Raw genomic sequence first — 18,896 nt, forward strand, 5'->3', positions numbered from 1 at the left:
GTGCCCCGCCTTCGACAGTTGACCGGTGGCCAGTAGATCCACGCCATGCGTGGATGAATCTCTGTCAGATATCGAAATTCAAACTGGGGTCAGATCCGTTTTCCTTCGGAAAACGGATCTGACCCCGTCGGCATGTCCAACAGCTCGCAAGAATCTGTCGAAGGCGGGGTGGGTCCGGTTGCGGGGGTGTCCGCGGCATGGATGCCGCGGCCAAGCCCCCAGGGACGGGTTTACGGCGTCCCCCGCAATTCCACCCATCCCGGCCAACCTCATGATCGTGCAGACCCACCGACCACGAAGGGCTCAGCCGTTGGCCGAAACCCTCACCCCGCCCGCAGCGCCGCCGCCGCCGCCCACCGCGCCGCCACCCGCGGCGCCGTAATGCACACCGCCTGGTCGGTCACCGTCGTCACCGCGCGCTCCAGCAGCTGGATATCCGCCTCATGTTGGCGCGCCACGTGCGGATCCTCGAAGAAAATCGCACGCTGGCAGCGCCCCTCCAGCACCCGGTCGGCAATCTGCGCATCACCGCCCATCGGGCCGCTCTGGTAGCGCGTCACCCACGGCGTATCACGTGGCCAGCCCCGGCTCCAGGCCAGTTCGTTCAAACGCTGGCCGGTGGTGCCCGTCGCCACCCGCTCACCGAACCGGGCCAGCACATCGAAGTGCTCATCGGCGAAGGCCAGCATCGCCGGCTTCATCGCATCGTGCGCGATCAGCGCCAGCGTCTGGCCTTCGAACGCATGCAGGTCGTCGGCGCCGCCGTCTGCCGCCAGCCCGGCGTGGACGCGCTCCACTTCGACCCAGTCGCGTGCGGTGGCCACGGTCGAAATGAACGGCTTGCCGTGAATCACGCACTGGCGCTTCAGCGCCGTGGCTTCCGGAAATACCGAGGACGGATCGACCGGGTCGATCAGGTAGATCGCGCCATCCAGTGTCCGATCCGGACCCATGCCAACGACTTCGGCGACCAGCTTCATCAGGCCACCCTCGCGACCGTAGGGATAACGGTGCAGGCCCGCGTACCCGGCCAGGAAGCCCTGTCGTTCGATCGCGTCATGGGTGCGACCGACCGCATGCAGCGACACGCCCAGCTCGCGCAGGCCGGCCTCGCTGCTGCGCAGCCAACGGAACAGCGCGGCGCGCGCGTCGTGGTGATGAAGACGGTTGGCAGCCAGGCCGATGCGCATCGAACGCTCCGCAGTTACGGGTGAAGGCGGCAGTGTATGTCGGCATTCCCCTATCTGGATGCTTTTACAACTTTCTTCATTGCCGTCGGTCCGCACGTCGATAGCGTGGCAGGCAGCGGTACCGCAGCGCGGCCGTTCCTTCCGCCCGCGAGATGAGGATGCCTACCGTGAATGTCGCCGGCTTCCCGGCAGCCATTGCTGTCATGGCCAGCCTGCTGCTGCCTGCCACGGCCTCCGCCACGGGCTGCAGGACACCGCTGCGCATCGCCTGGCCTTCCGACCGCGCACCCTTGTCGTCCAGCGAACAGGGTGAGGCACGGGGGCTCGGCGCGGTGTACCTGGAGCTGTTGGGCCGGCAACGGCCACTGCAGCTGCTGCCCGTGCCGGCCGCCAGCGTGGACCGGGATGAGCTGCCGGCCGGCACCCAGGCGCTGCTGGGGTGGCCACGCTCGCAGCTGCCCGCCGGGTGGGTGGCCAGCACGCCCTACCTGCAGCTGCCACAGGTGATCGTCCGCCGGGAGGGTACGCCGCCGGTGCTGGGCCTGGAAGATCTGCGTGGACGCACCGTGGCCAGCCCCAGCCGGATGCCGCTGCAGGGGCTGCTGGCCGAGCAGGCAGCGGGTGCACAGCTGCTGCCACCGGCAGCGCTGGACGATGCGCTCCCGCTGCTGGGCACCGGATTGATCGATGCGGTCGTCGCCAACCTCGGCGACGTCGAGGCCGCGTTGCGCCGCTACCAGGGCGATGCACTGCTGATCGCTGCGCCGGCCGGTTTCGATGATGCCCTGGTGCTGGCGACCACGCCCGCCTGCGCCGATGTCATCGTCGGCTTCGAGCACGCGCTGTCGCAGCTGACCGATACCGAGCGCGAACAGATCCGCGCGGACTGGCTGCCGGACCGGCCGCGTAATTCCCCGTCATCGTCGCCCCTGCGCTGGCTGGTGCCGGCCTCGTTGATCCTGCTCGCCCTGGCGCTGGTACATGCCTACGGTTACTGGCGGGTGCATCGCGAAAGCGTGCGCCGCCGAGTAGTGGAGCAGCGCCTGCAGGAGGTGACTGCGAACCTGCCGGCGGTGGTCTACCAGGCGCGTCGGTCGGCGGGCGGCCATTACAGCTTTCCGCAGATCGCCGGTGACGTGCAGGCCCTGTTCGGAATCAGCGTGGAGACCGCGCGGATCGATCACCAGCGGTTGTTGGCCGCGGTCCATCCGGATGACCGCAGCCAGGTGATGGCCTGTGTCGAGACGGCTGCATTGGCGCGTGGCCCGATCGACGTCACTTTCCGCACCCGTTCGCCACAAGGGTGGCGATGGGTGCGTTCGCATGGGCGGCCGTTGCCCTGCGACGACAGCGACGTCGAGTGGAGCGGCTATTGGATCGACGTCAGCGAGGTGCAGTCACGTACCCGCGCGCTGGCCGACGCGCGCCGCCAGGCCGAACAGGCAGCACAGGCCAAGGCGCACTTCCTGGCAACGATGAGCCACGAGATCCGCACCCCGATGAGCACCTTGCTGGGCATGCTCGAACGGCTGGCGGGCAGCAGGCTGGAGGCGCGCCAGCAGCAGGTGCTGGCCACGGTCGATGATGCCGCGCGGATGTTGCGGCAGATCCTCGACGATGTCCTGCACAGCCAGCGCCTGCAGGGCGCACCACTGCAGCTGCGGCCCATCGATCTGGCGGCACTGGTGCGCGCGGTGCAGCAACTGCTGATGCCGGTGGCCGCCAGCCGCGGCCTGCACCTGCAGGTGGTGCTGGATCCGGAGATGCAGCCGGGATCGCTGGCCGACGGCCTGCGCCTGCGCCAGATCCTGTTCAACCTGGCCGGCAACGCATTGAAGTTCACCCGGCAGGGCCACGTGGAACTGCAGGTGCAGGTACTGCAGCAGCGTGACGGCGGCCAGCAGCTGCGCCTGCAGGTGAGCGACAGCGGCGTGGGCATCAGCGAGGAACGCCAGCAGGCGGTGTTCGCCGCCTATACCCAGGCGGAGCGCTCGACCACGCGGCGCTTCGGCGGCAGTGGGCTGGGCCTGGCGATCTGCCGCGAGCTGGCGACCTCGATGGGCGCGGAGCTGCAGCTGCGCAGCTCACCCGGGAAAGGCACCACGGTCTGGCTGGATCTGGACCTGGATGCCTGCGAGGCACCCGTGGCTGCACCTTCGGCGGCGGTTGCGGACGAGCGTCCATTGCCGGCGTCGCGCGTGCTGGTGGCTGAAGACCATCCCACCAACCTGCATCTGCTGGAGCAACGCCTGTGTGCGCTGGGGCTGCAGGTCCACGCCTGTACCGACGGACGGTCGGCGCTTGCAGCATGGCAGGCGCAGCCGTTCGAGCTGGTGATTACCGACTGCCACATGCCGGGCATGGACGGCTTTGCACTGGCGCGGGCGATCCGCGCCGATGCCTGCCCGGCGCGCGCGCAGGTGCCGATCATCGCGCTCACGGCCAGCGTGATGGAAAGCACCCGCGAAGCCTGTCGTGTGGCTGGCATCGACCACTTCCTGGCCAAGCCGGTGGAGCCGCACGTATTGCGGGCGCTGCTGGCGGTACTGCTGGTGCCGGACTCAGTGGGCCAGTAGCCGCACGATGCTGGCGGCGGCGTCGCGGCCCTCGGCCACGGCGGTCACTACCAGGTCGGCACCGCGCACTGCATCACCACCGGCGAACAGGCGCGGATGCGCGGTCTGGAACGGCAGGCGGTCCTTGCCGCCGGCCACGATGCGGCCGTTGGACTGGCCTTCCACGCCATGCTCGGACAGCCATGCCGGCAAGGTCGGCGAGAAGCCGAAGGCGATGATCACCACGTCCGCTTCCAGCAGCGATTCGCTGCCCTCGATCGGCACCGCGTTCTGGCGGCCGTTGGCATCCGGTTCGCCCAGCCGGGTCTCGACCACGGTCACGCCGATCACTTCGTCATCAGCACCGGCCTCGATCGACAGCGGCTGGCGGTTGAACAGGAAGCGCACGCCTTCCTCGCGTGCATTGGCCACTTCGCGCGCGCTGCCGGGCATGTTCGCTTCGTCACGGCGGTAGGCGCAGGTGACCTTGGCTGCGCCCAGCCGCACGGCGCTGCGCACGCAGTCCATGCCGGTATCGCCGCCACCGAGCACCACCACGCGCTTGCCGTTGAGATCGGGCAGGGCGATGGTGTCCTCCCAGCCGGCGATCGGCCGGCCCTCAGGGTCATCGCCACTGACGATGCGGCTGTTCTGCACCAGGAACGGCAGCGCCGGCAGCACGCCCTTCAGGTCCTGGCCGTCGAGGCCGCCATCGGTGTAGCGGTAGGCGCCGGTACCGACGAACACGGCGTCGTGGCTGTCCAGCAGCTGCTGCACGCTGACATCGCGGCCGATCTCCACACCGAGGCGGAACTGCACGCCCATGCCCTCGAGCACTTCGCGGCGGCGATGGATCACGTCCTTGTCCAGCTTGAAGCTGGGAATGCCGAACTGCAGCAGGCCGCCGATCTGTTCGTAGCGGTCGTAGACCACGGCGGTGATGCCAGCGCGTGCCAGGCGGTCGGCACAGGCCAGCCCGGCCGGGCCGGCGCCGATCACCGCCACGCTGTGGCCGGTCGGCTGCACTGCGCCCAGGTCCGGGCGCCAGCCGCTGGCCAGCGCGGTATCGACGATGTACTTCTCCACCGCGCCAATGGTCACCGCACCGAACTCTTCCAGCGTGCAGCTGCCTTCGCACAGCCGGTCCTGCGGGCACACCCGGCCGCACACTTCCGGCAGCGGATTGGTGCTGTGGCACAGCGTGGCCGCCTCGTGAATGCGGTTTTCCTGCACCAGCTGCAGCCACTGCGGAATGGCGTTGTGCACCGGGCACTTCCAGCTGCAGTAAGGATTGCCGCAGTCCAGGCAGCGGCCGGCCTGGTACTGGGCATCTTCCTTGCCGAACTTGCCGTACAGCTCGCCCCAGTCGCCGGACGTGCGCAGTTCCACCGGAATGCGCTGCGGCATGGTGCGGGGCAGGTCGAGGAACTGGAAGGCGTGCTTGCGGCTCATGGCGGGCTCTGGAATGCGAGGGGGAACGTTGCCGGCCAGCGGCCGGCACTACCGGAAAACATCACGCAGCGCGTCGCAGGGTTTCGGTCAGCGACTCGATGCTGGCGGCCTTCGGTTTGACCAGCCAGAACTTGCCGATGTAATCGCGGAACTCGTCCAGGATCTGCTGCGCCCAGATGCTGCCGGTCAGCTCGCGATGGCGGCCGATCAGGCGGTGCAGGTGCTGGCGGTAGTTCTCGAAGCCCTCGGCGGAGACGCGATGGATGTCGATCAGCTCGTGGTTGTAGCGGTCGACGAAATCGCGGTCCACGTCCAGCACGTAGGCCAGGCCGCCGGTGAAGCCGGCGCCGAAGTTCAGGCCGACCTTGCCCAGCACCAGCACCACGCCGTCGGTCATGTACTCGCAGCAGTGGTCACCGGCGCCTTCCACCACCGCCAGTGCGCCGGAATTGCGCACCGCGAAGCGTTCGCCCGCGCGGCCGGCGGCGAACAGCTCGCCCCCGGTGGCGCCATACAGGCAGGTGTTGCCGATGATCGCGGTGCTGCGTGCCTCGAAGCGGGCGCCACGTGGCGGGCGCACCACCAGGCGGCCACCGGCCATGCCCTTGCCGACGTAGTCGTTGGCTTCGCCTTCCACTTCCAGGTGCAGGCCACCGACGTTGAACGCGCCAAAGCTCTGCCCGGCGCTGCCGCGGAAGCGCAGTTCCAGCGGCGCCTCGGCCATGCCCTGGTTGCCGTGCGCGCGCGCCACTGCACCGGCCAGGCGCGTGCCGATGCTGCGGTCGGTGTTGTGGATCAGGAAGCGGTGTTCGCCGCCGCGCTTGTGCTCGATGGCCGGGGCCAGCAGGCCATCCATCTGCGTGGCCAGGCTGTCCGGCGATTCGTACAGCCGCTGCGCGGCGCAATGGCTGCCCTCGTAGCGGCTGTCGGCCAGCAGGCGTGACAGGTCCACGCGCACGCCATCACGGGGCGATGCCTCGATCTGCCGCAGCAGGTCGGTGCGGCCGACGATCTCTTCCAGCGAACGCGCGCCCAGGTACGACAGCCAGCCGCGCACTTCTTCGGCCAGCAGGCGGAAGAAGTTCTCCACGCGCTCGGGCTGGCCGGTGAAGTGGTTCTCGCGCAGGCGTTCGTCCTGGGTGGCCACGCCGGTGGCGCAGTTGTTGAGGTGGCAGATGCGCAGGTACTTGCAGCCCAGCACGATCATCGGCGCAGTGCCGAAGCCGAAGCTGTCGGCACCCAGCAGTGCGGCCTTGATCACGTCCAGGCCGGTCTTCAGGCCGCCGTCGGTCTGCAGCAGGGTGCGCCCACGCAGGTCGTTGGCCAGCAGCGCCTGGTGCGCTTCGGCCACGCCCAGTTCCCATGGTACGCCGGCGTAGCGGATCGAGCTGACCGGCGAGGCACCGGTGCCGCCGTCATGGCCGGAAATGGTGATCAGGTCCGCGCCGGCCTTGACCACGCCGGCGGCAATCGTGCCGACGCCGGCATGGCTGACCAGCTTCACCGAGACCAGCGCGGTTGGGTTGACCTGCTTGAGGTCGTAGATCAGCTGGGCCAGGTCTTCGATGGAATAGATGTCGTGGTGCGGCGGCGGCGAGATCAGGCCGATGCCTGGGCGTGCGTAGCGCAGCCGCGCGATCAGTTCGTTGACCTTGTGGCCGGGAAGCTGCCCACCCTCGCCGGGCTTGGCGCCCTGCGCGACCTTGATCTGCAGCACCTCGGCGTTGACCAGGTATTCGGCGGTCACGCCGAAGCGACCGGAGGCGACCTGCTTGATCTTGCTGCGCTTTGCGGTGCCATAGCGGGCGGGATCCTCACCGCCTTCGCCGGAATTGCTGCGGCCACCGAGGCGGTTCATGGCAATGGCCAGCGCCTCGTGCGCTTCCGGCGACAGTGCGCCGAGGCTGATCGCCGCGGTGTCGAAGCGCGGGAACAGTTCGCTGGCCGGGGCCACCTCGTCCAGCGGCACGGGCGTGGCCGCCGGTACCAGTTCCAGCAGGTCGCGCAGCGCCGACGGTGGCCGCGCATGCACGGCATCGCAGTACTGCTGCCACGCACGCGGGTCACCGCTGCGCGCCGCGCGCTGCAGGGTGGTCACCACGTCCGGGTTGTACATGTGGTACTCGCCGCCGTGCACGTACTTCAGCAGGCCGCCAACATCCACGTCCTGCTGTGCGTCCCAGGCCTGCGCGCACAGCTCACGCGCGTCGGCGTCCAGGCGGGCGAAGCCGGCGCCGCCAATGCGCGAGGCGGTATCCGGGAAGCACAGGTCCACCACGTCCGGTTCCAGGCCGATGATCTCGAACAGCTGCGCGCCGCGGTAGCTGGCCACGGTGCAGATGCCCATCTTCGAGATGATCTTCGACAGGCCCTTGTAGACGCCCTTGCGGTAACGGCGGCCGATCTGCGACTGCTCACCGCCCTTGCTCAGCTTGAGGATGCCGCGGCGGCCCAGATCGAACAGGGTCTGGTAGGCCAGGTACGGATACACCGCGGTGGCGCCGAAGCCGAGCAGGCAGGCCATGTGGTGCGGGTCGCGCGCGGTGCCGGTCTCGACGATCAGGTTCACGTCGCAGCGCAGGCCCAGGCGCGAGAGGTGGTGGTGGATGGCGCTGGTGGCGAGCAGGGCATGCACCATCGGCCGCCCGGCCACCGGGTAGCGATCGGACAGCAGCAGCATCACCATGCCGTCGCGTGCGGCCTGCTCGGCTTCGGCGCAGATGCGCTCGATGCCGGCACGCAGGCCCTCGTCTTCGCTGTAGGACAGGTCGAGCAGGCGATTGGCCTGCACGTACTGGTCCATCTTCAGCAGCTGGCGCAGCTTGCGCTGGCTCAGCACCGGCGAGTTGAGGATGACGTGGTTCACCGTCTCCGGGCCGGCATGGAAGATGTTGGTCTCCCTGCCGAGCTGGGTGGACAGCGACATCGCGCAGTCCTCGCGCAGCGGGTCGATTGGCGGGTTGGTGACCTGCGCAAAGGCCTGGCGGAAATAGTCGTACAGCGGGCGGCTGCGCTGGCTCAGCACCGCCATCGGCGTGTCGTCGCCCATCGAGCCGGTGGCTTCCTGCTCTGTCTCGGCCAGCGGCCGCAGCACCTGCTCCACTTCCTCGCTGCTGAGCTGGTACAGCTTGTGGTAGCTGCGCAGGGTGCCTTCGTCGAAGGGTTCTTCCACAAGCGAAGGGTCGATCAGTTCGGTCTGCAGGTAGGTCACGCCCTGCTGCAACCACTGCTTGTACGGCGCGCGACCACGGTTGATGCGGTCCACCGCGTCGGAGTCGAGCAGGTCACCACGCTTGAGGTCGATGGCCACCATTTCGCCTGGGCCGAGCTTGCCCTTGCGCACCACGCGCTCGGTCGGCACTTCCCACACGCCCGCTTCGGAGGCGACCAGGAAGTGGCGGTCGGCGGTCAGCATCCAGCGCGCCGGACGCAGGCCGTTGCGGTCGAGGGTACACACGGCGTAGCGGCTGTCGCAGGCGACGATGCCGGCCGGGCCGTCCCACGGCTCGCTGTTGAGGCCGTGGAATTCGTAGAACGCGGCCAGGTCCGGGTCCTTGAATTCCAGCGACTGCGTGGCCGGCGGCACCAGGATGCGCAGCGCCTGGATCAGCTCCATGCCACCGGCGACCATCAGCTCCAGCATGTTGTCCAGGCTCTGCGAATCCGAACCGTGCATGGAGATGACCGGATCGAATTCGGCGATGTCGAAGCGCGGGGTCTTCCACACCTTGCTGCGCGCCTGCGCCCAGCGCCGGTTGCCTTCGATGGTGTTGATCTCGCCGTTGTGGGCGAGCATGCGGAACGGGTGGGCCAGCGGCCAGCGCGGCAGCGTGTTGGTGGAGAAGCGCTGGTGGAACACGATGGCGCTGGAGGCCAGTTCGCGGCGCTGCAGGTCGGGGAAGAAGCGGCTCAGCTTGTCCGGCAGCACCATGCCCTTGTAGCTGATCGCATCCGGGGTGAGGGTGGTGACGTAGAAGTCGGTGTGTTCGCGCAGCAGCTGCTCGCTGCGGCGACGGGCAAGGAACAGCGCCAGCGCGAAGCCGGCGTCATCCTGGCCGACGCCGGCGTCGACGAACACCTGTTCGATGCGCGGCAGCGTGTCGCGCGCCAGCTGGCCGCAGACGCTGTCGTCGGTCGGTACCTCGCGCCAGCCGGCAACCTTGCAGCCCACCGCTTCCACCTGCGCCTGCAGCTGCGCGCGGCAGGCCTGCGCCGCGCCGGCGTCGTGCGGCAGGAAGACCAGGCCGGCGGCGAAGCGCGCGGAGACCGCGATACCGGCTTCGCTGGCCAGCAGTTTCAGGAAGGCATCGGGGCGGCGCAGCAGCAGGCCACAGCCATCACCGGTCAGGCCATCGGCGGCGACACCGCCACGGTGGGTCATGCGCGAAAGCGCGGCGATGGCGGTGTCAACCAACAGGCGCGATGGTTGATCGTCGAGCTGGGCGACCATGCCAAATCCACAGGCATCGCGCTCGGAGCGCGGGTCGTAAAGCCCTTGGCGGTTGCGGGGGGCCATCTCTACCTCGATGCGTATAGGGTTGGCGGCGACACTCGTCCCCGCTCATTCCCTGGAGCGCATCGTGAGGCCACCGGATGCCTCGACTAGATCACAGGTTGCTGCAACGCCGCAATACACGGTTGCAGGTGCAACAGAACGCGCCGGCAACCCAGTGCCGGCGCGGGGCCGGAGTCAGCCGCAGCGCGCGCCGCTGACGGCGCCCTTGGCGTCCACTTCGATGTTCAGGCGGTCGCCGAGGAACTCCATCGTGGCCACGTCGTTGGGCTTCAGTACGCGCACCTGGCTGGCACCTGCATCTTCCTGTGCCTGTTTGCCCAGTGCATCGGTGTAGGCCTGGCCGACCAGGCTCTGCACCTGGCTGGCATCGCAGGTACCGACCGGCGGCGCCTCGGTGGCCTTGCCGGCTTCGTCGGCCGGCGCCTTGGCGGCTTCGGCGGCCTGCTGGGCATGGGCCGTGGCCGAATCCTGTTCATCCAGCGCCGGTGCCTGGCAGGCGGTCAGGGCCAGCACGGCCGGCAGCAACAGGGCGGAGAGCGAACGGGCGCGAATCTGGAACGACATCATGACTCCGGAAGGGGTTGTGAAGACCCGAGCATAGCGGCGAACCGGCCCTCACGTGTTTGTCTTGTGTTATCGACAGGACCGCGGCATGGCGACGGCGATACTACAGGCATGCCAGCCCCCTCCACCCCCGAACGACAGGCCGCGCGCGCGGCCGGCCTGCGCTATGTCGACGACACTCAGCCGGGCATCAGCCGGCGCCGCGCCGGCAAGGGTTTCAGCTACCGCGATGCTGACGGCCACGCGATACGCGACGCCACCACCCTGCAGCGCATCCGTGCGCTGGCGATTCCGCCGGCGTATACCGCCGTGTGGATCTGCGCGCACGCCAACGGCCACCTGCAGGCCACCGGCCGCGATGCGCGCGGGCGCAAGCAGTACCGCTACCACGCCGACTGGGCCAAAGAGCGGGATGCCGGCAAGTTCGACCGCATCATTGCGTTTGGCGAGGCCTTGCCCGCGCTGCGGCGGCGGTTGTCGCGCGATCTCAAGCGGCCCGGCTTTCCGAAGGAGAAAGTGCTGGCCATGGTGGTCGCGCTGCTGGCCGACACGCTGGTGCGGGTCGGCAATGAAACCTATGCGCAGCAGAACCGTTCGTTCGGACTGACCACACTGCGCAACCGCCATCTGGAGCTGCTGCAGGGGGGCCGGGTGCGCATGCGCTTCCGCGGCAAGTCCGGGCAGCTGCAGGAGGTGACCGTGGGCGACCGCAGGCTGGGGCTGCTGGTGCGGCGCCTGCAGCAGTTGCCGGGGCAGGCGCTGTTCCAGTACCACGATGACGACGGTGCGCTTCAGCCGGTGGATTCCGGCGCGGTGAACGACTACCTGCGCGAGGTGATGGGCGAGGACTTCACCGCCAAGGACTTCCGCACTTGGGGCGGCACGGTGGCGGCGGTGCAGGCGTTTGCCGCGACCGAGCTGCCGGAACCGGCCAGCCAGCGCGCGCTGGCGCAGGCGCAGCGCGCGGTGGTGTGCGAGGTGGCAGCGCTGCTGGGCAACACGCCGGCGGTGTGCCGCAAGGCCTACATCGACCCGTGCGTGTTCGCCGGCTGGGAACGCGGCGAACTGGCCACGCTGGCCGGCCTGCGCGGGCCGCGCCAGTGGGAACAGGCCACCCTGCGCGTGCTGCGCAGGGCGCGCAGGCTCAGCCGCAGTAGATCGCGGTGATGTTGTTGGTGCGGCCCTTTTCGATGGTCAGGCGGTCGCCGCCTTCGTGCGCCGGTGGCACCCGCGGGCCGTCGTGGCGCAGCACCCGCACGTGCAGGCTGTCGCTGTCCACGCGTGCGCGGGCCACGGTGGCGTCCGAAGCGGCCAGGCCGAGTGCGCCGCGCACCATGTCGCTGTGGCACTGCCCGGAAATGACGCCGTCGATCGGCTGCACCTGCGCCATTGGCGTGCTGCTGCAGGCGGCAAGGGCAAAGCAGGCGGCGGCGGTGGCGATGGCAAGTTTCATGGAGGCGTTCCTTGTTTGATTGCGTGCAGGGTGCGACGTCAGACGTGGTGGCGGAATGAATGCCGTGCACATCGTGGACACGGCGCGCTCACCGCCGCCAACAGCGTGGGTGGAGACACTGCAGGAGCGGCAAGGGCCGCCCCCGGTAGTGCCGGCCGCTGGCCGGCAGCCCCTTTCCCTCCCGAGGAGACCTGCATGGCCACCACCAAGAAAGCCCCCGTCCGCCGCAAAGCCTCGCCCAAGGTGCGCAAAGGCAGCACCGCAAGCAAGACTGTCGCCGCCCCCGATCGCCCGCGCGTGGTGAAGACTGCCACCCGCAAGGCGGCCGCCAGCGATCCACGCGCAGCGCGCGTCGCGGCCCGGCAGCGGCGCCTGCAGGATCAAGAAAAGGCCAAGGACGTGCGCGCGGCAAAAAAAGCAACGAAGAAGACCGCGACCCAGGCCGGTGCGCGCCGGCAACCGGAGGCGATGCCGGCGCAGCAGCTGGCCAAGCCTGGGCATGAACACGAACTGGAGCTGGCGCCGCGTTTCCTTGCACCGGACTACGCCGGCAGCGGCAAGCTGCAGGGCATGCGCGCGATCATCACCGGTGGCGATTCTGGTATCGGCCGTGCGGTGGCAGTACTGTTCGCCCGCGAAGGCGCCGATGTGGCGGTACTGCACCTGGACGAGGCCGAGGACGCGAACATCACCCGCCAGCACGTGGAGCGCGAAGGCGGCCGCTGCGTGGTGATCGCCGGTGACGTGCGCGATCCGCGCTTCTGCAACAAGGCGGTCAAGCAGGTGGCCAAGGCGTTCGGCGGCATCGACATCCTGGTCAACAACGCCGCGTTCCAGCTGCATTGCGAGCGGCTGGAAGACCTGGAAGACGCGCATCTGCAGGAAACCCTGCAGACCAACATCGGCGGTTACATCCAGATGGCGCGCGCGGTGCTACCGCACCTGGGCGAGGGTGCCAGCATCATCAACACAGGATCGGAAACGGGAATCTTCGGCAGCAAGGCGCTGATCGACTACTCGGCCACCAAGGGCGCGATCCATGCGTTCACCAAGGCGCTGGCCAGCCAGCTGCTGCCACGTGGCATCCGGGTCAACTGCGTGGCGCCGGGGCCGGTGTGGACGCCGTTGAACCCCGCCGACAAGCAGGCCGAAGATGTTGCGGAGTTCGGCAAGGACAGTGACATGGGGCGGCCCGCACAACCCGAAGAACTGTCGCCCGCCTATGTGTTCCTGGCTTCGCCGGTCTGTGCCAGTTACATCAGCGGGGTGATCCTGCCGGTGATGGGCGGGCCGCGGGGATGAGGCCCGCAGCCGTTGCGGCAGGCGTGTAGAAATCGGCGATGCGTGGAATGAAGCGCTGCGGATTGGCACCGACCAGGTTGGTCAGCACCACCACCGCCACGCCTCGCGCGGGGTAGACCACGAAGGCCGAGCGCGCGCCGCCGATGCCGGCCACCTGCAGGTCGGGCGCTGCCTGCAGCACCGGCCAGCCGCCGGCCCACGGACCGGCGCGGCCATCGGCCAGAGGCTCGACCGACCACATCCGCCGCCGTGAGTGGTCCTGCAGCAGGCGGCCTTCGGTCAGCGCGACCAGCCAGCGTGCGGTGTCGTCGGCGGTGGTGAGGATGCCGCCGCCGGCCCATAGGCTCGGCGGGATGTCGTAGAACCAGTGCGACAGGCGCGGCGGAGCGTCGGCGGCATCGGTCGCGCGCGGCGCCAGGCTGTACATCGTCGCCACATCCGGAATCAGGTCGTAGCTGTCGCCGAAGGTCGTGCGCGCCATGCGTGCGCCGCTGAACTGGCCCGTGGTGAGGAAGCGCTCGTAGGACATGCCCGATTGCTGCGCGATGATCCGCGCCAGCAGCACGTAGTTGGTCTGGTTGTAGGCAAAGCGCTGCCCGGGTGGCGCTTCGACAGGGCGCACGGTGACCGCCGCCCATGCCTGCGCTTCGGACCCACCGCCCAGCAGGCCATTCGCATCGAGGATGTCCGGCAGGCCCGAGGTATGGTCGAGCAGCTGGCGCACGCGTACATCCTTCCATGCTGCTGGAAGATCGTGCAGGTAGCGCGAGGCGGGTGCATCCAGTTCCAGTCGCCCCTGCTCCGCCAGCTGTGCGATGGCGACTCCGGTGAAAGCCTTGGTGGCTGAATTGAGCGGGAAGCGGGTGTCACGCGAGGCGAGCACGCCGTTCTCCACGTTGGCCAAGCCATAGGTTTCGGAGAGCACGATCTGGCCGTCCTTGACCACGGCCAGCTGCAGCCCGGGGATGCGCTCGTCCAGCATGATCTGGCGGATCAGCCGGCGGGTCTGGTCGTTGGCCTGGTCCTGGTTGGCAGACACCGCGGCGAAGGGCAGGGCACTGATGAGCATGAGCACGACTCGAAGCGTTGGGCGGAACATGCGGGATTCCGGAAAGGCGTCGAGGGTCGGATGCACCGGCGGCGGAAAAGGTTTAACCGCCCCGGATGGTCCTACCGTTCGTCGGCCCATGACTTCCGGGGGGTTGACTACAGTTGTCGTCAAGCTGACAGTGACGACACGTGTAGTCAAGGGAGTGGTGTCATGCGTGGCAAGACGATCGGGGACCAGGAACTGGCCCTGCTGCAGTACATCGATGAACATGCGCCGGCCAGCGTGGGCGAGGTCGCCAGCGGCTACGGCGAGGCCCGTGGCCTGGCCCGTTCCACCGTGCTGACGATGATGGAACGGCTGCGGGCGAAGGGCTATCTTCAGCGCCGGCAGCAGGACGGCGTCTACCGCTACCAGGCCACCCGGGGCCCGCAGAGCGTGCTGCAGGGTGCCGTGGCCCAGTTCGTCGACAACACCCTGCAGGGGTCGGTGTCGCCGTTCGTGGCCTACCTTGTAACGGCGCGCGATAAATCGCCCGCCATAGGTGAGATAAACGGTGGGGCGCCAATGTTGCGCCCACCGGAATGAAATTGCACGGGACGTAACCCGTCCCGTGCGCCTCTGCCAACCTACCAGGTCGTGAAGATCAGCTCCCTTCGCTGGACCGCCTGCCGGCCAATCGTGTAGCGGATCGGCACCACCCGGTCCCTGAACTGCCCGAACACCTTCCGCATGGCCGGGTGATCGTTGATGGTCAGGATGGCCGCACCGCGCAGACTGGCCATCTGGCTGGCCAACTCCTCGTACTGCTCCATGCCGAAGGGCGTTCCATATCCCTCGGTCTCCCAATACGGGGGGTCAAGGAAGAACAGGGTATCGGCCCCGTCGTACTTGGCCATGCACTGCTGCCAGGCCAGGTGCTCCACGGTCACCTTGTGCAGCCGCAGGTGCGCCGCGCTCAGATCCTCTTCGATCCGCAACAGGTTCAGGCCTTTGCCACCCCGGCCGAAGCCTGGCGTCTGCCCTGTGGCCTTTCCGCCCCAAGCCAGACGCTGGAGGTAGTAGAAGCGTGCAGCCCGTTGGATGTCCGTGAGGGTGTCAGGATGCTGGAGTTGGCACCAGCGGAACATTTCCCGGCTCGTCAGCGCCCATTTGAACTGGCGGACGAACTCCTCCAGGTGGTTGGCCACCACCCGATAGAGCCGCACCAGCTCGCCGTGGCAGTCATTGAGCACCTCAGCCTTGGCTGGCTCTCTGGCGAACAGAAGAGCGGCGCCGCCGGCGAAGGCCTCGACATAGGTCCGGTGAGGGGTATCGGCTACCAGGGGCAGCAGGTGGGGCAGTAGGCGGGTCTTACCGCCTGGCCAGGGGAACAGCGTGGTCGTCTTCATTCTCAGCCTCTGCGATGAGCATCGGCGAGGCTTACCTCCCCCGCGCGGGGAGCAGGGCCTCGGCCAAAGGCACGCGGGCTGTACGCGTGTGTTGCGGTGCCAGGCCGACAGTTGCAGCTGTCGGCCTGGCGCCCTGTTCTAGAGCTGCAGGAAGTCGCTCAGGGCCGAAGCGATCGCTTCGGCTCCGGTCGAGTTGGGGTGGACGTTGTCGAACACCAGGCCGCGATCGCTCTGCCGGGCCCAGCTGCGGCCCAGCGCCACCCGCAGATCGAGGAAGTGCCAGTTGTAGTCCGCCGCGATGTTGCGCAGCGCGGCCGCCTTGGCGTCGTATCCGTAGATCCCACCCAAGGCCCTGCCATCGTTGGGGACGAAACCGACGCACAGACAGCCATCAGAGGTCGCCGAGGCCGCCTTCACCACCGCCTCCAGATTCGCGTACCACGTGCCTGGGTCAGTGCCGGCGGTGGTGTCGTTGATCGTGCATATCACCACGGTGAAGTCCGGCTGCAGGGCCGACAGCATCGGCCGGTGATTCCAGGGCTGACTGGCGACGATCAGGTCCGCAGACTTGGCCGCGCAGTAACCGCCCACCAACGCCACCGGGCTGGCGCTGCCATCGAAGGTCTCGATACCACAGACGAAGGCGTCGCCGCCGCTACCGACGCCGACCTCGATGTACTGGGTGCCGGCGGACACCGTGTAGTCCTTCGACACCAGCGACGCAGCGGCGTCCTGTGACACGGTATCGACCAAGCTCCCGTCGACGTAGATGCCCACCGCCGTGTTCAGGCCGGAAAGGGTCGGATACCACACCCGGAAGCTGGAGAACGCGCCTGCAGGCGTGAACCGCAACTTTCCCGTGCTGCCGCCGGCCGCCTTCAGGTGGCGCCCGCCGAAAATCTGGGAGACGGTGGAGTCCGGTGCCCAGCCCGTGCCCAAGGTGATGCGCGGGTCGTAGCTGGCCAGCCCGGTATTGGCCAGGGTGACGTTCTGCTCGCCGAAGAAGCTGTCGGTACGAACACCCTTCTTCACCATGAAGCGCCGCGCCAGGCTGGTTGTTGCCGCGCCAACCAGACCATCAGCTCCCGTTCCCGAGCCTTGGCCGGCGACATTGGAGTCGCCCACGATGGCCAGACGCGCCGGATTGGTCGCGCCGCGCGCCTTGGCGGCCTGCCACTTGGCTGTACTGCCGACGCGGGTAGCCTGGCTCGCGCCGGCATCGCCAAGCGTGGCCAGCAGCTGCCCCACAGTCAGGCGAATGTCGTTTCCAGGCGACACCGTGCCGCCACCGACGGCGGCGCCGCCCTCCGGCGCCGTGCCGGGAATGATCACGCTGCTGGCCAGGGTCTGCAGCTGCGGTTTTGAGCTGAATCGAGCCATCGTTCTTATCCTTGGTAGGCAATGCCGGCCTGGTCGACGTAGGTGTCGCCGGCCTCATCGGTGTACTCGCTCGTCGGGTCGAGCGATTCGAAGTAGAAGCCCGTGAAGAGCCCAGGGCCGCCCTGGCTGCCACGGAAATAGTTGACGCCGACCCGGCCGGCGGCTTGATGGGTGCTGTCCGAGCGGGTCAGGACAACGGTGCCGTCCAGGCGGCGGACGGTCAGTGTCGAACCGATCAGCTCCACCTCCAGCCACACCACCACCTCGCTATCCGTGATGCCTGGCACCTCGACGAACTGCAGCTGCTGGAAAGACCCGGAGGCCGCGTTGGAACCTCGCCCAAACTCGACGCCAAACGAGGTGGCGCTGCGACGGCCGACGCCCAGGATGTAGGCGTAGGTGTCGTTGGTGACCTGCCAGCTGGTAGTGCGCAGCAGCAGGCCCACGTTGTCCGTGCGAACGCCGGTACCGGCCGGGATCACGAATCCGACCAGGGCACGGCAATCCTTGGCGGCCGGCACGCTCTCAAAGCGCGCCCTTGAAGCGGTGCCGGTGCTGCCGCACTGCAGGTTCAAGCGCCCTGCCTGCACCGACAGGCCCGACCCAGCCGGCCCGAACAGCGTCATCTGGGCGGTGTTGTCGACCTCTGCCCACAGCTGCCCCCGATCGAAGACGTGCAGCCGCGAACGGCGCTCCACGGAGCCCAGCGCATCGGTGGCGGTAATCACCGCATTGAAGGCGGTCACGATGGGGTTCCTCCCAGGGTCGAGTCGCTGCCGGTCTGATCCACGTCCAACGAGACCCCTGGCGGCAGGCCGGTTGCCGACCAGGTCACCGGGCTGGCCTCGGTGCCCCGCTTGAAGTGAAGGCTGTACGGGCCATAGGCCCGACCGCGAACCAGCGCGATCGGCAGTGCCGGCATCTCCAGCAGGCGTGCGGGGAAGTCCGAGGGCTTTGCCGGCGGCGTGAAGGGCTCCCAATACACGGCTGCACCGGCATGCACCTCGACGCCAGCCAGGCCCGCATACAGCCGCTCGGCGGTCAGGGTCGTGTTGCTGGCCAGCGACAATGCCGTCTGGCTGAGGTTGACCGCTGCTGCAGGCAAGGTGCTCTCATCGACCAGGCGGCCATCCTTGAAGATACGGGCCACGCCGCCGCGCCTGGAGATCGCCAGGTGCGACCAGGCACTGTTCGGCAGTCGGTTCTCCGCCAGTGCAAGGACCGCATCATTGAAGAGGCGCACGTAGTTGCCGCCCGTGAACACGTCCAGGCCAACCTGCATCGGGTTGGTCAGCTGCTCGCGGCGCAGGTAGAGGCCGCCATTGGTCGTGTTCGGGCCGATTTGGAACAGGCGCGCGTAGGTGTCGCTTGGGGCCGCATCAGGGCGTATCCACATGGCCACGCTGAAGTCGGCCGTACCCAGACTGGCCTCCAGCTCCTGCCGCAATCCGGTGCCATTGAAACGCACCGAGGCACCGCCGGCGTATGGCGACTGCGTGGGGTCCAGCACCGGCAGGTTGGAGGAGCTGACCGCCACCGTGCGACCACCGGCCTCCTGGTAGCCGGTCTGCATCGGGAAGCTGCTGCGCATGGTCGACAGCGCAATCTCCGTCTCGGCAAAGCCCACATTGCCCGCCGCATCCTGACCCTTGACCCGGATCGGGTAGTAGCCCGGCGCGCCACCCAGCGGAATCCCTTCGATCCGACCGGCGGTGGTGTTCAGGCTCATCCCCGCAGGCAGCACGCCCTGATCGATCGACCACTCCACGCCCTCGGCCTCCGTGGTGAACACCAGCGAGGCGGTGGAGTTGTTGGCACCACGCCAGGCGCTGATGCTGAAATCCAGTTGATAGACACGACGGAACAGCAGCTCCACCGACTGCCAGCTATCCAGCCCGTCGCGCCGGGAGCTGAGCAGCACGCGGTTGCGCTCGACCAGCTGGCCGGCCGGCACAGTGAACGAGGCACCCACCAGGTCCGGGTAGGAGACAACCAGGGCGCCGGAAGCGGCGTCATACACGGTTACGGTGTAGGTGGTGCCTGGC

The 18,896-nt window shown here is 68.2% G+C and carries 13 protein-coding genes and 1 pseudogene; 4 read left to right on the top strand and 10 right to left on the bottom strand.

Annotation, left to right across the window (positions count from 1 at the left end; genetic code table 11):
* Positions 1 to 323: 323 nt before the first annotated feature.
* Positions 324 to 1,190: a methylglyoxal synthase gene (locus ARC63_RS21890; RefSeq protein ID WP_010487313.1), complete on the bottom strand. Its 867-nt coding sequence runs from the start codon at positions 1,188 to 1,190 to the stop codon at positions 324 to 326.
* A gap of 167 nt (positions 1,191 to 1,357) precedes the next feature.
* On the opposite strand from ARC63_RS21890, the gene ARC63_RS21895 reads away from it, so the two are divergent.
* The gene (locus ARC63_RS21895; protein ID WP_057504372.1) at positions 1,358 to 3,766 is read left to right on the top strand and encodes an ATP-binding protein; all 2,409 of its coding nucleotides are present in this window, start codon (positions 1,358 to 1,360) and stop codon (positions 3,764 to 3,766) included.
* Here ARC63_RS21895 and ARC63_RS21900 read toward each other — a convergent pair.
* The 3 genes from ARC63_RS21900 to ARC63_RS21910 form a co-directional block, all read right to left on the bottom strand.
* Entirely contained in the window at positions 3,752 to 5,197 is a 1,446-nt protein-coding gene (locus ARC63_RS21900; protein WP_010487309.1) for an FAD-dependent oxidoreductase, read from the bottom strand. The two genes, ARC63_RS21895 and ARC63_RS21900, sit on opposite strands and share 15 nt — an antisense overlap.
* Positions 5,198 to 5,258: 61 nt before the next feature.
* Positions 5,259 to 9,713 (bottom strand): glutamate synthase large subunit, encoded by a 4,455-nt coding sequence (gene gltB, locus ARC63_RS21905; RefSeq protein WP_057504373.1) that lies wholly within the window; start codon positions 9,711 to 9,713, stop codon positions 5,259 to 5,261.
* Positions 9,714 to 9,887: 174 nt separating this feature from the next.
* Entirely contained in the window at positions 9,888 to 10,277 is a 390-nt protein-coding gene (locus ARC63_RS21910) for an I78 family peptidase inhibitor (RefSeq protein ID WP_057504374.1), read from the bottom strand.
* A gap of 111 nt (positions 10,278 to 10,388) precedes the next feature.
* Between ARC63_RS21910 and ARC63_RS21915 the strand changes: the two genes are divergently transcribed.
* Positions 10,389 to 11,444 (top strand): DNA topoisomerase IB, encoded by a 1,056-nt coding sequence (locus tag ARC63_RS21915; RefSeq protein ID WP_057504375.1) that lies wholly within the window; start codon positions 10,389 to 10,391, stop codon positions 11,442 to 11,444.
* On the opposite strand, the gene ARC63_RS21920 is transcribed toward ARC63_RS21915, so the two are convergent.
* Positions 11,422 to 11,730 (bottom strand): hypothetical protein, encoded by a 309-nt coding sequence (locus tag ARC63_RS21920; protein WP_057504376.1) that lies wholly within the window; start codon positions 11,728 to 11,730, stop codon positions 11,422 to 11,424. The genes ARC63_RS21915 and ARC63_RS21920 overlap by 23 nt on opposite strands.
* 195 nt (positions 11,731 to 11,925) lie before the next feature.
* Between ARC63_RS21920 and ARC63_RS21925 the strand changes: the two genes are divergently transcribed.
* Positions 11,926 to 13,032, top strand: a complete 1,107-nt coding sequence (locus ARC63_RS21925; protein ID WP_049480403.1) for an SDR family oxidoreductase — start codon at positions 11,926 to 11,928, stop codon at positions 13,030 to 13,032.
* Here ARC63_RS21925 and ARC63_RS21930 read toward each other — a convergent pair.
* On the bottom strand, positions 12,989 to 14,101 hold the full coding sequence (locus tag ARC63_RS21930; RefSeq protein ID WP_043397841.1) for a serine hydrolase domain-containing protein: 1,113 nt from the start codon (positions 14,099 to 14,101) through the stop codon (positions 12,989 to 12,991). The two genes, ARC63_RS21925 and ARC63_RS21930, sit on opposite strands and share 44 nt — an antisense overlap.
* A 192-nt stretch (positions 14,102 to 14,293) precedes the next feature.
* Between ARC63_RS21930 and ARC63_RS21935 the strand changes: the two are divergent.
* Positions 14,294 to 14,593 (top strand): annotated as a pseudogene (locus tag ARC63_RS21935) (BlaI/MecI/CopY family transcriptional regulator); the annotation flags it as partial.
* A 116-nt stretch (positions 14,594 to 14,709) separates the two neighbouring features.
* Here ARC63_RS21935 and ARC63_RS21940 read toward each other — a convergent pair.
* The 4 genes from ARC63_RS21940 to ARC63_RS21955 all read right to left on the bottom strand — a co-directional run.
* Positions 14,710 to 15,471: a DNA adenine methylase gene (locus ARC63_RS21940; RefSeq protein ID WP_057504377.1), complete on the bottom strand. Its 762-nt coding sequence runs from the start codon at positions 15,469 to 15,471 to the stop codon at positions 14,710 to 14,712.
* Positions 15,472 to 15,609: 138 nt separating this feature from the next.
* Positions 15,610 to 16,803, bottom strand: coding sequence for an SGNH/GDSL hydrolase family protein (locus ARC63_RS21945; RefSeq protein WP_158003737.1), 1,194 nt, complete (start codon positions 16,801 to 16,803; stop codon positions 15,610 to 15,612).
* Between the two features lie 53 nt (positions 16,804 to 16,856).
* Positions 16,857 to 17,597: a hypothetical protein gene (locus ARC63_RS21950; protein WP_057504379.1), complete on the bottom strand. Its 741-nt coding sequence runs from the start codon at positions 17,595 to 17,597 to the stop codon at positions 16,857 to 16,859.
* Positions 17,594 to 18,896: LamG-like jellyroll fold domain-containing protein (locus ARC63_RS21955; protein ID WP_139042453.1), on the bottom strand; the 1,303-nt coding region annotated here is incomplete at its 5' end. The genes ARC63_RS21950 and ARC63_RS21955, both read right to left, overlap by 4 nt.

Source organism: Stenotrophomonas geniculata ATCC 19374 = JCM 13324, from assembly GCF_001431625.1.
GTDB lineage: Bacteria > Pseudomonadota > Gammaproteobacteria > Xanthomonadales > Xanthomonadaceae > Stenotrophomonas > Stenotrophomonas geniculata.

Coding starts and splice junctions, on each gene's coding strand:
- ARC63_RS21915 (WP_057504375.1), top strand. CDS start 10,389: ATGCCAGCCCCCTCCACCCCCGAACGACAGGCCGCGCGCGCGGCCGGC.
- ARC63_RS21940 (WP_057504377.1), bottom strand. CDS start 15,471: ATGAAGACGACCACGCTGTTCCCCTGGCCAGGCGGTAAGACCCGCCTA.
- ARC63_RS21910 (WP_057504374.1), bottom strand. CDS start 10,277: ATGTCGTTCCAGATTCGCGCCCGTTCGCTCTCCGCCCTGTTGCTGCCG.
- ARC63_RS21890 (WP_010487313.1), bottom strand. CDS start 1,190: ATGCGCATCGGCCTGGCTGCCAACCGTCTTCATCACCACGACGCGCGC.
- ARC63_RS21920 (WP_057504376.1), bottom strand. CDS start 11,730: ATGAAACTTGCCATCGCCACCGCCGCCGCCTGCTTTGCCCTTGCCGCC.
- gltB (WP_057504373.1), bottom strand. CDS start 9,713: ATGGCCCCCCGCAACCGCCAAGGGCTTTACGACCCGCGCTCCGAGCGC.
- ARC63_RS21930 (WP_043397841.1), bottom strand. CDS start 14,101: ATGCTCATCAGTGCCCTGCCCTTCGCCGCGGTGTCTGCCAACCAGGAC.
- ARC63_RS21900 (WP_010487309.1), bottom strand. CDS start 5,197: ATGAGCCGCAAGCACGCCTTCCAGTTCCTCGACCTGCCCCGCACCATG.
- ARC63_RS21925 (WP_049480403.1), top strand. CDS start 11,926: ATGGCCACCACCAAGAAAGCCCCCGTCCGCCGCAAAGCCTCGCCCAAG.